This window comes from Glycomyces tritici (assembly GCF_030403505.1).
Genome location: NZ_JAUEMJ010000001.1, coordinates 35,890 through 48,825 on the forward strand (window position 1 = coordinate 35,890; position 12,936 = coordinate 48,825).

Below are 12,936 nucleotides of genomic sequence, written 5' to 3' on the forward strand. Positions count from 1 at the left end.
CGAGAGAGGCCGCTCCCCCATGCCCGACCCGACCGACGACACCCCGCGCGACCCCCTCGCCCTGGACTACAACGGCTGGCTGTTCTGGCAGCACGCCACACCGGAACAGCAGCAGGCGCAGCTGCGGCGGCAAGAGGGCATCCTCCGCCGCGCCAAGGGCGCCATCGGGGAGCGCACCTTCATCTCCGAACTGGCGATGGTCGAGCCGACCGAGTTCACCCTCGGGAGCGACTCCTATGTCGCGGCGCACGCCTACATCACCGGCACCGTCAACCTGGGCGACGACTGCACCGTCAACGCGTTCACCGTCGTCCGCGGCACCGTGACCTGCGGCGACGGGGTGCGGATCGGCGCCCACACCTCGATCCTCGGATTCAACCACTCCACCGCGCCCGACCGGCGGATCTACCTCCAGGCGAGCACCGAGACCGGGATCAGCATCGGCGAGGACGTCTGGATCGGGTCGAACGTCGTCATCGTCGACGGCGTGAACATCGGATCCCACGCCGTCATCGGCGCCGGCTCGGTCGTCACCGCCGACGTCCCCGACTGGGCGATCGTCGCGGGCAACCCCGCCCGCTTCATCCGGGACCGCCGGGCACCGCGCAAGGCCGGACGGCACGAACTGGCCGCGGCACTGCGCGACTTCGGCGCCACCGCACGCGAGCAGGTCGGCGCGATCATCGCCCGCAGCTGGGAACCCGACGCGCTCGCCGCCGACGGGACCAGCCCCGGCCGCTACGTCGATGCCCCCGGATCCCAAGCAACGCTGCGCGCGCACGCCGACGCAGTCGAGCTCTCGATGCTGCTCACCGCCGAACCGCCCCGACAACTCACCCGCGAGCAGCACATCGCGAGACTGCGCGAGAACCAGGACCCGGCCACCGGGCTCACACCCCTGCTCGTCGACCAGCGGCACGCCGAGGCGCCGTCCGGCTTCGACGACGGGTCCGCGCACTACCACGTCCTGAGCCTCGGCTACGCCCTCGACCTGCTGGGCAGCCGCTTCGAGCACCCGATCACGGCCGTGGAGCAGTACAGCCTCGACGAGATCATCGCGGTCCTGGACGGCCAGCCCTGGAAGGACATGGGATGGTCGGCGGGCTCGGGCGTCGACACCCTCGGCACCGCCCTGCTGTGGAACCTCCGCATCGGTGACGCCGAAACCGCCCGCCGCCAGGCGAACGTCCTGATCGGCTGGCTGCTCGCGAACGCGCGCCGCGACACCGGCATGTGGTCGGCGCCGCGGCTCTCCGACGGCATGCTGCAAGTCGTCAACGGCTACTACCGCGCCGTCCGCGGCAGCTTCGCCCAATACGGACTCCCCGTCCCCTACCCCGAGCGGGTCATCGACGCCGTCCTCGACCACGCCCGCGACGAACGGCACTTCGGCCCGGGCCGGACCACGGCCTGCAACGCCCTCGACATCGCCCACCCACTGTGGATCGCGGCAAAGCAGACCGCCCACCGGAACGCGGAGATCGCCGCGCTCGCGCAGCGGATGGCGACCGAGACGATCGCGCGCTGGCGGCCGCACGAGGGCTTCGCGTTCCGGGTCGCCCCGCTCGGCGGCCCGCAGACCGACGAGCACCGCCCTGGCCTGCAAGGCACCGAGATGTGGGCCGCGACCCTCTGGTACTTCGCCGACCTGGCCGGCGCCTCCGAGTCCCTCGGCTACCGCCCCGCCGGCGTGCACCGCCCCGAACCCGCGTTCGACCTCTCCGAGAGGTAAGACCCGCACACCCGGTCCCACTGTGCCGGTGTCGTTCCGGCCCGGTATGGGATAGCCTGAATGGCTACTCACTGTGCACACGGGAGGCCGCCATGCGGATAAGTGACATACTGCGGTCCAAAGGCGCTGCCGTGGTGACCATCCGGCCCGAGGACTCGGTACGCGCCCTCGTCGCCAAGCTCGCCGAGCACAATGTCGGCGCGCTGGTCGTGAGCGCGGACGGCCGCAACGTCGCCGGCATCGTCTCGGAACGGGACGTCGCCAGGGGCCTGCACACGGACCCTGTCCTGCTCGACGCTCCGGTCTCGCGGATCATGACCACGGACGTGCACACCCGGGCCCCTGGCGACTCCATCGAGGACCTGATGGTCCTCATGACCCGGCAGCGCATCCGCCATGTCCCCGTGGTCACCGACGGAGACGCCCTCGTGGGCATCGTGAGCATCGGCGACGTGGTGAAAGGGCGCATCGGCCAGCTCGAATTCGAGAAGGAGCAACTCGAGGGCTACATCGCCGGGGCGGGCTGAACACCCGGCCGCCCCGCGGACGAACGCCGTGGAGCCGATCGGGTACTGCGAGCCCACCACGGCCAGGGGCGTCTTCAGCGCTTGGCGCCCCGGCCCGAACGGCGGGCAGTCGACGCCGCCGCGGGGCCACGCGAGACGTTGGGTGCGAGGGGGCGGTTGGGGCGTTTGGCCCTGCCTTCGCCGGACTGGGAAGGCAGCCGGGGCCAGCGTTCCATGAGGGCGTTGCGCAATTCGCGGCCGCGCGCGTTGGCGATGCCGGTGCCGACCGTCGCGGCGAGGAGCAGCCCCGCCGAGACGAGGATCGCAAGGAGCGCCTCGGTGCGGTAGACGGCGAATTCCTCATGCGAGCCGAGTCCCATGCCTTGTCCGAGCAGGTAACCCGAGGTGCCGAACACCAGACCGCCCCCTGACAGCGCCGCGCCGACGCGCGCGAGTGGATGCGTGTGCCGCTCCACGTGATAGGCGAGCAGGTCGTGGGCCGGGCTCGCGGACCGCGGGTCGGCCAGCAGCGCGAGGAGGTCGGCGCGTTCGGCCCGCCGCTGCTGCCACTCCAGCAGTACGCCGACCGCCGCGAGCAGTGCGGCCAGGGGCATCGCGATCGCGAAGATCCAGAATCCCCAGGAGAGCACGCGCTCGATGAACGACGAGTAGTAGACCTCGTGGCATTCGGACTGCCCCCGCCCCGGAATGGTCCCGCAGCGCATCACCATCGAGGCCAGGAGCGCGACGAAACCCACGACGCAGAACAGGCACGCGAGGTAGATGAAGCGCCCGCCTTTTTCGGGCCGCGACGGCGTCTGCTCGCCCTTCCCCTTGGCGCGCCGGTGCTTCGCCCGCTTCCATGCCCGGGCCTCGTCCTCGGCGGTCCAGTGGGCGGCGATCCGGACCCGGCGCCGCTCATGCGCGCGGGGCAGCCACCGGTGGCAGGCGTATCCGAGCAGACTCATGACCGCCGCGCCACCGAAGGAGAGGAAGGTAATCGTCCAGGCCTCGGTGCTGGGTTCCGTCAGCACGACGAACAGTCCGATCAAGCCCACGAGTCCGGCCAGGCCGGCGCTCACCCACCCGAAGTACTTGAGCGGCGCCGCCGGTTCGTTGATGACCGACGCGACCTGATCGGGCGCGGGCACGGCGCGGCTGGACACGCCGCGCTCGGCGGCCTTGACGAGCGCCCTGGACGTGGTCGCCTCCCGCAGGTAGCTCGCTGCAGCGGCAACGCCCGCAGTGACCAGCACGAACACCATCAACAGGCCCACGCTCAAGCGCATGAGGTGGTCGATGGCCGATTCGAGGACCGGATCGCCGAACTGGTCCTCCTCGGCGAGGAGGCCCGCGCCCAGGATCAGCACGAACGAGCATCCCAGCCCGACCAGGAACGCGGTCAGGGAGCGGGCGCACGCATGCGCGACCTCACCGGCCGGCCCGACCCCGTACTCGTGCCAGTGCCAGGTGTTCGACCGGGCGCGATCGTCACTCACCAGGGGCTCCTTCGCTCGGGATCGGCCTCCGCCGCATCCTACGAGCGGCGCACCACCGCGACGTCAGGAGTCCAGGTCGCTTCGCAGGCGGCGTACCGCGACGAGCGCCGTGGCCTGCACTTCAGTCGTCGGGCCGTCGGCGTCGGCGGTGTGGGTGCGGCGTTCCAGCGCTGCCAGTGCCGCGTCGGCGGGCTCGAGGTCGACGGGTTCCCGATCGCCGTTCGACAGCAGGCGGGTGAGCTGCTGCTCATAGGCGTCGGTCGCCGCGTCGATCGCCGTGGCGCAGTCTTGGCGGTAGGCGGACTCGAGCGAATGGTCGGGCATGGCGACCCGGGCGGGGCCGTCGAGGAGGTCCGCGAGAGCGCGGGTGGAGCGGCCGACCCGCTGGTTCAGCTCGAACGCCGCGTTGAACCGGTCGAGCGCGTCGGTGTACTCCCCGGTCGTCTGGGGATTGAGCCGGAGGCTGTCGCGTGCCCGGTGGAGTGCCGAACGGGTCTCGGTCGAGTGGTCGCTGAGGCGCTTCGCCTGGGCCGACCAGGTGCGGGCCCCTTCGTGCCCGGCGTCCTCGCGCAAGGCGGCGGCGATCTCGCGCAGGAGGTCGACGGCCGCGGCGCCGTCGCGACGGATGCGGCCGCCGACCGACAGCACCCGCGCGGGCGGTTTGATCAGCAGGTTCACCCCCATGCCGATCCCGGCGCCCAGCGCGGTCTCGAGCAGGCGGACCAGGACGAACGGTTCTTGGACGCTGTCGACCGCGATCATGAACAGGGCGGTGAACGGCACGTAGAGGCCCTGGTCGCTGAGCCGGGGCCAGCAGCTGACCAGGAAGGCGACCGGCACGCCCACGGCGAGGGCGAGTTCCTTGCCGGGCGTGACGGCGACCGCCAGGACGGCGACCAGGACGCCGAATCCGACGGCGGCCATCTGCCGCAGCCCGGTCAGGACCGACCAGTGCACCGTCGGCCTGACCACGGCCAATGCGGCCCAAGGCGCCAGGTACGGCTGCGGAAGGGTCAGCACGTGGGCGGCGACGAACCAGGCGAGCACGGTCGCGATGGCGGCCTTGAGCGCCTGCACCGCGGTCTCCTGCGCCCACGTGCCGCTGCGCGGCAGGTCGCGCGTGAAGTGCCACGCCCCGCGAAGATCGTCCGTGACGCCGTCGCGTACCTCGTTCCAGATCATCCGCACCGGTTGCCCGGCGCAGCGGACTTTATCCCCGACCAGGACCGGTCAGGACGCAGCCGATCAGCGGCGATCCTTGCCGGTTGCCTCAGTCGGGGATCGGGGTCTGCTGGTACAGCGCCAGCCGCCATCCTTCAGGGCTGCGCAGGTACGTCGAGGACATCAACGCCTTGAACGGCGCCTCGGGGTCCTCGCGCCAGGCCCTGGCGGTGTAGACCAGGGCGGCGACGTCGTCCCCGAGTGGAAGGAACTGGACGTCGCTGAGTGCATAGCCGGCCCAGGGCGGCGCGCTGACCAGGGAGGCGACGACGCCTTCGCGGTCGAGGGCGACGCCGTTCGCCAAGACCATGCGGCCGTCCGCGGTCATGGTCGACCCGTAGAAGTCCGCGCCGGCGCCCGAGCAGAGCGCGTTCCAGCCTGAGCGTTCGAGATCGAGCAGTTCGTCGAAGGCTTCCATGCCCACAACATAGCGGCCGGTGCGCTCCCGCGGTCCGCTGCCGCTCACAGGGCCTTCTCCATGCACACCAGTTGATCCCGCTCCTCCCACGATTCGACGGCGGTGAAACCGAGCCGCTCGTACAGAGCGATCGCGTCGACCCGCCACCGCCACACCGACAGCCGCACCGTGCCGACCCCGCTCTCGGCAGCGTGCACGAGCGCGGCACCGACGAGGCCCGAGGCGACGCCCCGGCCCCGGAACGCCGGGTCGGTCCAGAGCCGCTTGACCTCTGACCGGCCGCCGGCGGGGGCGGTCACCACCAGGCAGCCCACGGCCGTGTCGCCGATCGAGGCGACCAGCACGACATCGCGGGCGAACGCGGCCCGCGGGTCCAGGATCTCCGCCCGGTACCGGTCCGGCAAACCGTCCACGTCGGCGACGGGCTCGCCCTTCTCCGCCTCGGTCTGCAGGTGGTAGGCCGCCAGCAGCTCGGCGAACCGCTCCGCGACAGGGCCCTGACCGGGCCAGCGGACGATGGCGACCTCGCGTTGATCAGTCATTGCGCCAGCATCACACGCCGGGTCCCGCAGGCTTGCGGCGCCCGTTCGGCCGCCGCCTTCTGGGCGCGTCCGGTGGCCTCCGAAGCACGCGGACTCACCCCTTGACAAAGTTGGGTCATTAAACTTAATCTGCTCGAGGAGACCGACCCCCCATCGGCGGCAAGCGCCGCACCCTCACGGAATCCACTTTCCCCCCAAGGAGAGCCGTGAAGCGTCCAGACACCGTCCACAGAAGACGGCTGCGCCTCGCCGTCGCCGCAGCCACCGGCGTGACCGCCGGACTGGTCTGCGCTGCCAGCGCCAACGCGGCCGAAGGCTGCGAGGTGAGCGACCCGGCCGCGCCGCCGCGCGGCACCACGGCCATGGAGCAGGTCGCACACCGGCCCGGGACTGGACTGGACTGCACGACCGTCCCCGAGCGCATGGAGCCTCACGTTCCACTCCTGGGGCGGCGGCACGATCGAGTGCACCGCCTCCAAGCGACCGTGACCGGCCCCAGCGCTTGATCGGCGACCTGCCCGACTGTGTGGGCGCCTGAGTGCCCACGCCGCTGCAGCGCTCCGAGACACGGCGCTCGAGCACCGACCACCGAACGGCCGCGCCGGACCACCCGGCCGCGGCCGATCCGCCCGACCAGAAGGAGACCACCATGACCGCCGAACTCTCGGTGCAGCTCTACAGCGTGCGGGACGCGCTCGCCGCCGACCTGCCGAGAACGCTCGACCGCCTCGCGGGGCTCGGCTTCGCGAACGTCGAACTCTTCGACTTCGTCGACCGAGTCGACGAGTACCGCACCGCGCTTGCGAACTCGGGCCTCACCGCGCTCTCGGGCCACGCGCCGATCGCCGAGGGCGACGCCGACCGCGCGCTCGACGCCGCGGCCGCACTCGGCATGCGGACGCTCATCGAGCCCATGATCCGCCACGGATGGGAGACGGCGGAAGGCGTGTCCGCCATCGCGGAGCGGCTCGGGCAGCTCGCCGCCCAGGCGCAGCCGCTCGGCATCGCGGTCGGCTACCACAACCACACCTGGGAGTTCGAGGCCGAGATCAACGGGCGCGACGCCTTCGACGTGTTCGCGGATCGGCTCGACCCCGCGGTGGCGCTCGAGATCGACACGTACTGGGCCGAGGTCGGCGGCGCGAGCGCGCCCGCGGTCCTCACCCGCCTTGGCGACCGCGTGCGGCTGATCCACGTCAAGGACGGACCCCGCAGCACCGACGCGTTCGCGCAGCAGCCCGCGGGAGCGGGTGACATGCCGGTCGAGGAGATCCTGGCGGCCGCGCCCCGGGCCGTGCGGGTGATCGAGTTCGACGACTACGCCGGCGACCTCTTCGACGGGATCGCGCAGAGCCTGCGGTTCGTCAGCACCGTCGACGCCGGGCAGGCGGCATGAGCGCCGGGCCGGTAGGCGTCGGCGTCATCGGCGCGGGAGTCATCAGCGGCGAGTACCTGCGCAACCTCACCGCGTTCCCTGACCTCGCCGTGCGGTTCGTGGCCGACCTCGACACGGACCGGGCCGAGGCGCAGGCGGAGGCGTTCGGCGTTCCGGCGTCGGGGACGGTGGCCGAGCTCCTCGCGCGCGAGGACATCGAGATCGTGGTGAACCTGACGATCCCCGCCGTGCACGTGGAGGTCGGCCTCCAGATCCTGCAAGCGGGCAAGCACGTGTGGAGCGAGAAGCCCGTCGCGATGGACCGCGAGAGCGGCCTGATGCTGCTGGAGGAGGCGAGACGGCGCGGCCTCAGGGTCGCGTGCGCACCGGACACGGTCCTCGGCTCCGGCCTCCAGACCGGCCTGCGGGCCATCGAGGACGGGCAGATCGGGGAACCGCTCACCGCCCTGGCGGTCATGCAGTCCCCCGGCCCCGAATCGTGGCACCCGAGTCCGGAGTTCCTCTTCGACGTCGGCGGCGGCCCGCTGTTCGACATCGGCCCGTACTACCTGACCGCCCTCGTCCACGTCTTCGGCCCGGTGCGCCGCGTCAGCGCGACCTCGTCCCGGTCGCGCGCCACGCGGGTCATCGGTTCGGGTCCGCGGGCCGGAACGGAGTTCCCGGTGAACGTGCCGACCGCGCACAGCGCGCTGCTGGAGTTCACCGGCGGCACGAGCGCGGTGGCCCTGTTCAGCTTCGAGTCCCACCTGGTGCGGGCCGGCCTCGTCGAGGTCACCGGCACCTCGGGCACGCTCGCGCTCCCCGACCCGAACGGCTTCGACGGCCCCTCGCGGCTGTGGCGGGACGGCGGCGAGCCGGACGTGATCGAGGCGGTCGGGGCCGAATACGGCCGAGGCGCCGGCGTGCTCGACCTGGCCCGCGCCATCCGGTCGGGAACCGGCGAGCGGGCCTCGGCCGCCGTCGCCTTCCACGTGCTCGACGTCATGGTCGCGATCACTGACGCCGCGGCGTCGGGAGGCGCCGTGGAACCGCAGAGCACGGTGACCCGGCCCGAGGCCCTGCCGCATCAGTGGGATCCGGCGGCGCGCACGCTCTGAGCGCGACTGCGGCGACCCGGTCGGCTCGACGCCCTGGTCAGAGCCGCGCCAGAGTCCGCCTCAGCGTTTCCGCGCCGAGGCGGGCTCTTGCGCGGTTGAATCCTCATATGACTGAGCGCGACGATGCGGCACTGTTCGGCAACCGGTTCTTGACCACGCCCGCTCCCTCGGAGCGGTTCCCCGAGGAGGGCATGGGCGCGACCGACGCCATGCGGCTGCTGGACGTGGACCTCGCCATGGAGGGCGACCCGCAGCGCAACCTCGCCACGTTCGTCACCACCTGGATGGAGCCCGAGGCGCAGCGGATCATCGCCGAGAACCTCCACCGCAACTTCATCGACCATGCGGAGTACCCGATCTCCGCCGAGATCGAGCGGCGCTGCGTGCGCATGCTCGCCGACCTCTTCAACGCGCCGGGCAGGACGACCGGGTGCCGGACCCAGGGCTCGTCCGAGGCGATCATGCTCGGGGGGCTGTCCTTGAAGTGGAAGTGGCGGGAGCGCCGCAAGGCGGCCGGCCTGTCGACCGACCGGCCCAACCTGGTCTTCGGCGGGGACGTCCACGTCGTGTGGGAGAAGTTCTGCCGCTACTTCGACGTCGAGCCGCGGATCGTGCCGCTCGCCGAGGGCAAGTACACGATCGGCCCCGAAGACGTCGCACCCCGCCTCGACGAGCGCACGATCGGCGTCGTCGCCGTCCTCGGCACCACGTTCACCGGCCACAAGGACGACGTCGTCGGAATCGACGAGCTCCTGCGGGACGTCCGCGAGAAGCGGGACCTCGACATCCCGATCCACGTCGACGGCGCCAGCGGCGCCTTCGTGTGGCCCTTCCTCTACCCGGACTCGAAATGGGACTTCCGGCTCGAGCAGGTCCGCTCGATCAACGTCTCGGGGCACAAGTACGGCCTGGTCTACCCCGGCATCGGCTGGCTGGTCTTCCGCGAGGAGTCCGACCTGTCGATGGACCTCGTGTTCTACGAGAACTACCTGGGCAAGACCGACGCGACGTTCACGTTGAACTTCTCCACGGGCGCTTCGATGGTGCTCGCGCAGTACTACAACTTCGTCCGGCTCGGCCGCCAGGGCTACACCTACGTCATGAGGATGATGCAGGAGAACGCCCGCGTGCTGGCGGGCAACCTGCGCGACGGGGGCCGCTTCGAGGTGATCGGGGACGACGCCGAGCAGCTGCCGCTGGTCGCGTTCCGCCTCACCGGCGAGCAGGACTACGACGAGTCCGACGTCGCATGGCAGCTCTCGGCCGAGCGCGGCTGGATGGTCCCGGCCTACACGCTCCCGCCCGACGCGCAGGCGGTGAAGATCATGCGCGCCCTGGTCAAGGAGACCTTGAGCCGCGAGCAGATCGACCGCCTGAGCGAGGACATCGCCGACGCGTGCCGCACGCTGGACGCCAAGGGCGCGACCCATGCGGTCGAACGGGCCCAGGTCAAGCACGGCACCGGCTACTGACGCGCACCCGGCTCCGCCGCACGGTTCGAACGGGCGGCGGGTCCCGGCGCAAGAAACTTCGGGGATGGTTTGCTCAGGGTGTCGAAAACCGCGGGTCGGCTCCGTCGTCCCGGGTGAAGATCCGGAAGAGCCGGATCCGCGACTGGAGGTCACCGTGAAGTACGTCATCCTCATCCACTCCAACCCGCAGCCGTGGGGCCACCCGACCGGGGAGTACATCGCCGAGAACCAGGCGCTTCCCGCCGAGCAACGTGAGCGGCTCAACGCGGAGTTCGAGCGGCTGCTCACCGAGATGAGCGCGAACGGCGAGCTCGTGCACGGCGAGGCCCTCGCCGACCCGAGCACCTCGACCCTCTACCGCTGGAGCGGCGGCGAACCGCTCGCCACGGACGGCCCGTACTCGGAGTCCAAGGAGCACCTCGCCGGGTTCTTCCTCATCGACGTCGCCGGACCCGAACGCGCCCAGGAGATCGCGCACGCCTTCTCGGGCCCCGGCGAGACCGTCGAACTGCGCCCGGCGATGTGGCCCGGCGGCGAGGAGCACTGATGGACGGCGGACTCGAGGACGTGTGGCGGCGCGAGTCGCCGCACGTCCTCGGGGCGCTGGTGCGCCGCTACGGCCGCTTCGACGCCTGCGAGGACGCCGTCCAGGAGGCCCTGCTCTCCGCGGCGGTCCACTGGCCCCGCGAGGGCGCGCCCGCCAACCCCCGCGGCTGGCTGATCCGCGCGGCCTCCCGCCGGCTGGTCGACGCCCTGCGCTCGGACCGCGCCCGCCACGACCGCGAGGCCGCCGCGAACCTGCTCGAGCCGGGTGAGGCGCCGGTCCTCGGCGGCGACGACTCGCTGCAGGTCCTCCTCCTGTGCTGCCACCCGTCCCTGACCCCCGCTTCGCAAGTGGCCCTGACGCTCCGGGCCGTCGGCGGGCTCACCACCGAGCAGATCGCCGCGGCGTTCCTCGTGCCCGTCGCCACGACGGGCCAGCGGATCAGCCGCGCCAAGGCCCGGCTCGCGGCCGCGGGCGCGCGCCTGGGCGACGTCACCAGGGCCGACCTGCCCGCGCGCGTCGCCTCCGCGCGCCAGGTCCTGTACCTGGTCTTCAACGAGGGCTACACGGCCACCGGCGGCGCCGACCTCCTCGACGTCCCGCTGACCGCCGAGGCGATTCGCCTCGCCCGCGCACTGCACCGCCGGCTCCCCAGCGACGCCGAGACCGCCGGTCTCCTCGCCCTCATGCTGCTGACCGAGGCGCGGCGGGCCGCCCGCACCGACGCGCGCGGCGACCTGGTCCCGCTCGCCGACCAGGACCGGTCCCGCTGGGACCGGTCGCTCATCGCCGAGGGCGTGCGGCTGGTCGAAGCGGCCCTGCCCTCGGGTCCGGTGGGGCCCTTCCAGTTGCAGGCGGCGATCGCCGCCGTCCACGACGAGGCCGCGGCCTACGCGGACACCGACTGGCCCCAGATCGCCGAGCTCTACCGGATGCTGGAGGCCGCGGCGCCCGGGCCGGTCGTGACCATGAACCGCGCCGTTGCGGTCGCGATGACCGAGGGGCCCGGCACCGCACTGGGGATGCTCGATCCGCTCCTGCGCCAACCCGCACTCGCCAGGGCCCACCGCCTCCACGCGGTCAGGGCGCACCTCCTCGAACAGGCCGGCCGGCTCCCCGAGGCCCGGGACGCCTTCGGCGAGGCGGCCCGGCTCGCCACCAGCACCCCGGAGCAGCGCTACCTCCTCAAGAAGGCCGCGGCCCTCTGACCGCAGGGCGACCGTTCGCAGCACGTTCGGCGCAGCGCGGCCGCCGTCCGGCGCAGACGTCTTGTTAGGACCCTCCGATTACATCGATAATTCTCAATGTCTACTGCATCGCTCCATCGTCCCCCTCATGACGACCACGGCCCTCACCCCGGGATCCGTCGACGCGGAACTGATGCGCCGCATCGCATCCCAAGGAGGGCAGCATGCACGGCATCCGCCGCCGCATCCGACCGCTCATCGCCACCCTGTCCGCACTCGTCTTCACCGCCGCGACCGCCGCGGCGCTCCTCACCGCGAGCCCCGCGCAGGCCCAGACCTGCAACGGCTACGTCGCCCTGACCTTCGACGACGGCCCCAACCCCGGCACCACCGGCAGCCTGCTCAGCACGCTCACCGCGAACGGCCTGCGCGCCACCATGTTCAACACCGGCCAGCGCGCGGCGGGCAACCCCTCGCTGGTCGCGGCCCAGGTCAACGCCGGCATGTGGGTGGGCAACCACTCCTATTCGCACGGGCACATGACGCAGATGTCGTCCTCCCAGATGGCGCAGGAGATCTCCAGCACCCAGCAGGCGATCCAGCAGGCCGGAGGCGGCACCCCGGTGCTGTTCCGGCCGCCCTACGGCGAGACCAACGCGACCCTGCGATCCGTTGAGGCCCAGTACGGCCTGACCGAGGTCCTGTGGTCCGTCGACTCCCAGGACTGGAACGGTGCGAGCACCGCCCAGATCGTGTCGGCGGCGAACAACCTCCAGAACGGCGGCGTCATCCTCATGCACGACGCCTACCAGAACACCGTCAACGCGATCCCGCAGATCGCCGCGAACCTGCGCTCCCGGGGCCTGTGCGCGGGGATGATCTCCCCGTCGACCGGCCGGGCCGTCGCCCCCACGACCGGGGGCGGCGGAGGCGGCGGTGGCGGCACCGGCACCGACCTGCTGCGCTCCGAATCGGCAGGCAAGTGCATCGACGTGCCGAGCGGCAACACCGCCAACGGCACCCGCGTCCAGCTCTACACCTGCTATGAGGGCGCGAACCAGCAGTTCACCTACACCGCCGCGCAGGAGCTGCGCGTCCTCGGGAAGTGCCTGGAGCCCTCCGGGAGCGGGAACGGGGCGCTGGCGCAGATCGGCAGCTGCTCCAGCGGCGGCAATCAGAAGTGGACGTTCGGATCGGACGGCACGGTGCGCAACACCGGCACCGGCACCTGCCTTGACGTGTACGGGAGCGCGAACGGCTCCGCCGTCCAGCTCTACTCCTGCTGGACCGGCGCCAACCAGAAGTGGACCCGCGTCTAGCAG

At 71.7% G+C, this 12,936-nt stretch carries 13 protein-coding genes; 9 read left to right on the top strand and 4 right to left on the bottom strand.

What is annotated here, in order from left to right:
* Positions 1-19: 19 nt before the first annotated feature.
* Both QWI33_RS00140 and QWI33_RS00145 read left to right on the top strand, forming a co-directional pair.
* Entirely contained in the window at positions 20-1,732 is a 1,713-nt protein-coding gene (locus tag QWI33_RS00140; RefSeq protein WP_289953677.1) for an acyltransferase, read from the top strand.
* A gap of 92 nt (positions 1,733-1,824) precedes the next feature.
* Positions 1,825-2,259 carry a CBS domain-containing protein gene (locus tag QWI33_RS00145; RefSeq protein ID WP_353895337.1) on the top strand — a complete coding sequence of 145 codons (435 nt, stop codon included), beginning with the start codon at positions 1,825-1,827 and terminating at the stop codon, positions 2,257-2,259.
* A gap of 74 nt (positions 2,260-2,333) precedes the next feature.
* Here the strand turns inward: QWI33_RS00145 and QWI33_RS00150 are convergent, their stop codons facing one another.
* From QWI33_RS00150 to QWI33_RS00165, 4 genes are all read right to left on the bottom strand, one after another.
* Positions 2,334-3,737 carry a hypothetical protein gene (locus tag QWI33_RS00150; RefSeq protein WP_289953681.1) on the bottom strand — a complete coding sequence of 468 codons (1,404 nt, stop codon included), beginning with the start codon at positions 3,735-3,737 and terminating at the stop codon, positions 2,334-2,336.
* A 63-nt stretch (positions 3,738-3,800) separates the two neighbouring features.
* Entirely contained in the window at positions 3,801-4,919 is a 1,119-nt protein-coding gene (locus QWI33_RS00155) for an FUSC family protein (protein ID WP_289953683.1), read from the bottom strand.
* Positions 4,920-5,007: 88 nt separating this feature from the next.
* A complete protein-coding gene (locus QWI33_RS00160) occupies positions 5,008-5,376 on the bottom strand; it encodes a nuclear transport factor 2 family protein (protein WP_289953685.1) in 369 nt (122 codons plus the stop codon).
* Positions 5,377-5,420: 44 nt separating this feature from the next.
* Entirely contained in the window at positions 5,421-5,918 is a 498-nt protein-coding gene (locus tag QWI33_RS00165) for a GNAT family N-acetyltransferase (protein ID WP_289953687.1), read from the bottom strand.
* Between the two features lie 206 nt (positions 5,919-6,124).
* On the opposite strand from QWI33_RS00165, the gene QWI33_RS00170 reads away from it, so the two are divergent.
* From QWI33_RS00170 to QWI33_RS00200, 7 genes are all read left to right on the top strand, one after another.
* Positions 6,125-6,424 carry a hypothetical protein gene (locus QWI33_RS00170; protein ID WP_289953689.1) on the top strand — a complete coding sequence of 100 codons (300 nt, stop codon included), beginning with the start codon at positions 6,125-6,127 and terminating at the stop codon, positions 6,422-6,424.
* A 143-nt stretch (positions 6,425-6,567) separates the two neighbouring features.
* Positions 6,568-7,314: a sugar phosphate isomerase/epimerase family protein gene (locus QWI33_RS00175; RefSeq protein WP_289953693.1), complete on the top strand. Its 747-nt coding sequence runs from the start codon at positions 6,568-6,570 to the stop codon at positions 7,312-7,314.
* Entirely contained in the window at positions 7,311-8,411 is a 1,101-nt protein-coding gene (locus QWI33_RS00180) for a Gfo/Idh/MocA family protein (protein WP_289953695.1), read from the top strand. Before QWI33_RS00175 ends, QWI33_RS00180 begins: the two co-directional genes overlap by 4 nt.
* A 107-nt stretch (positions 8,412-8,518) precedes the next feature.
* Entirely contained in the window at positions 8,519-9,883 is a 1,365-nt protein-coding gene (gad, locus tag QWI33_RS00185) for a glutamate decarboxylase (protein ID WP_289953697.1), read from the top strand.
* Between the two features lie 154 nt (positions 9,884-10,037).
* Positions 10,038-10,430 carry a YciI family protein gene (locus QWI33_RS00190; RefSeq protein WP_289953699.1) on the top strand — a complete coding sequence of 131 codons (393 nt, stop codon included), beginning with the start codon at positions 10,038-10,040 and terminating at the stop codon, positions 10,428-10,430.
* Positions 10,430-11,635: an RNA polymerase sigma factor gene (locus QWI33_RS00195; protein WP_289953701.1), complete on the top strand. Its 1,206-nt coding sequence runs from the start codon at positions 10,430-10,432 to the stop codon at positions 11,633-11,635. The genes QWI33_RS00190 and QWI33_RS00195 overlap by 1 nt, the downstream gene beginning before the upstream one ends.
* Before the next feature lie 203 nt (positions 11,636-11,838).
* On the top strand, positions 11,839-12,933 hold the full coding sequence (locus tag QWI33_RS00200) for a polysaccharide deacetylase family protein (protein ID WP_289953702.1): 1,095 nt from the start codon (positions 11,839-11,841) through the stop codon (positions 12,931-12,933).
* The last annotated feature ends 3 nt before the right edge of the window (positions 12,934-12,936 follow it).

Excerpts from the sequence above, each read along its gene's own strand:
- QWI33_RS00140 (WP_289953677.1), top strand. The coding sequence starts at position 20 with ATGCCCGACCCGACCGACGACACCCCGCGCGACCCCCTCGCCCTGGAC.
- QWI33_RS00145 (WP_353895337.1), top strand. The coding sequence starts at position 1,825 with ATGCGGATAAGTGACATACTGCGGTCCAAAGGCGCTGCCGTGGTGACC.
- QWI33_RS00155 (WP_289953683.1), bottom strand. The coding sequence starts at position 4,919 with ATGATCTGGAACGAGGTACGCGACGGCGTCACGGACGATCTTCGCGGG.
- QWI33_RS00160 (WP_289953685.1), bottom strand. The coding sequence starts at position 5,376 with ATGGAAGCCTTCGACGAACTGCTCGATCTCGAACGCTCAGGCTGGAAC.
- QWI33_RS00165 (WP_289953687.1), bottom strand. The coding sequence starts at position 5,918 with ATGACTGATCAACGCGAGGTCGCCATCGTCCGCTGGCCCGGTCAGGGC.
- QWI33_RS00175 (WP_289953693.1), top strand. The coding sequence starts at position 6,568 with ATGACCGCCGAACTCTCGGTGCAGCTCTACAGCGTGCGGGACGCGCTC.
- QWI33_RS00180 (WP_289953695.1), top strand. The coding sequence starts at position 7,311 with ATGAGCGCCGGGCCGGTAGGCGTCGGCGTCATCGGCGCGGGAGTCATC.
- gad (WP_289953697.1), top strand. The coding sequence starts at position 8,519 with ATGACTGAGCGCGACGATGCGGCACTGTTCGGCAACCGGTTCTTGACC.
- QWI33_RS00195 (WP_289953701.1), top strand. The coding sequence starts at position 10,430 with ATGGACGGCGGACTCGAGGACGTGTGGCGGCGCGAGTCGCCGCACGTC.
- QWI33_RS00200 (WP_289953702.1), top strand. The coding sequence starts at position 11,839 with ATGCACGGCATCCGCCGCCGCATCCGACCGCTCATCGCCACCCTGTCC.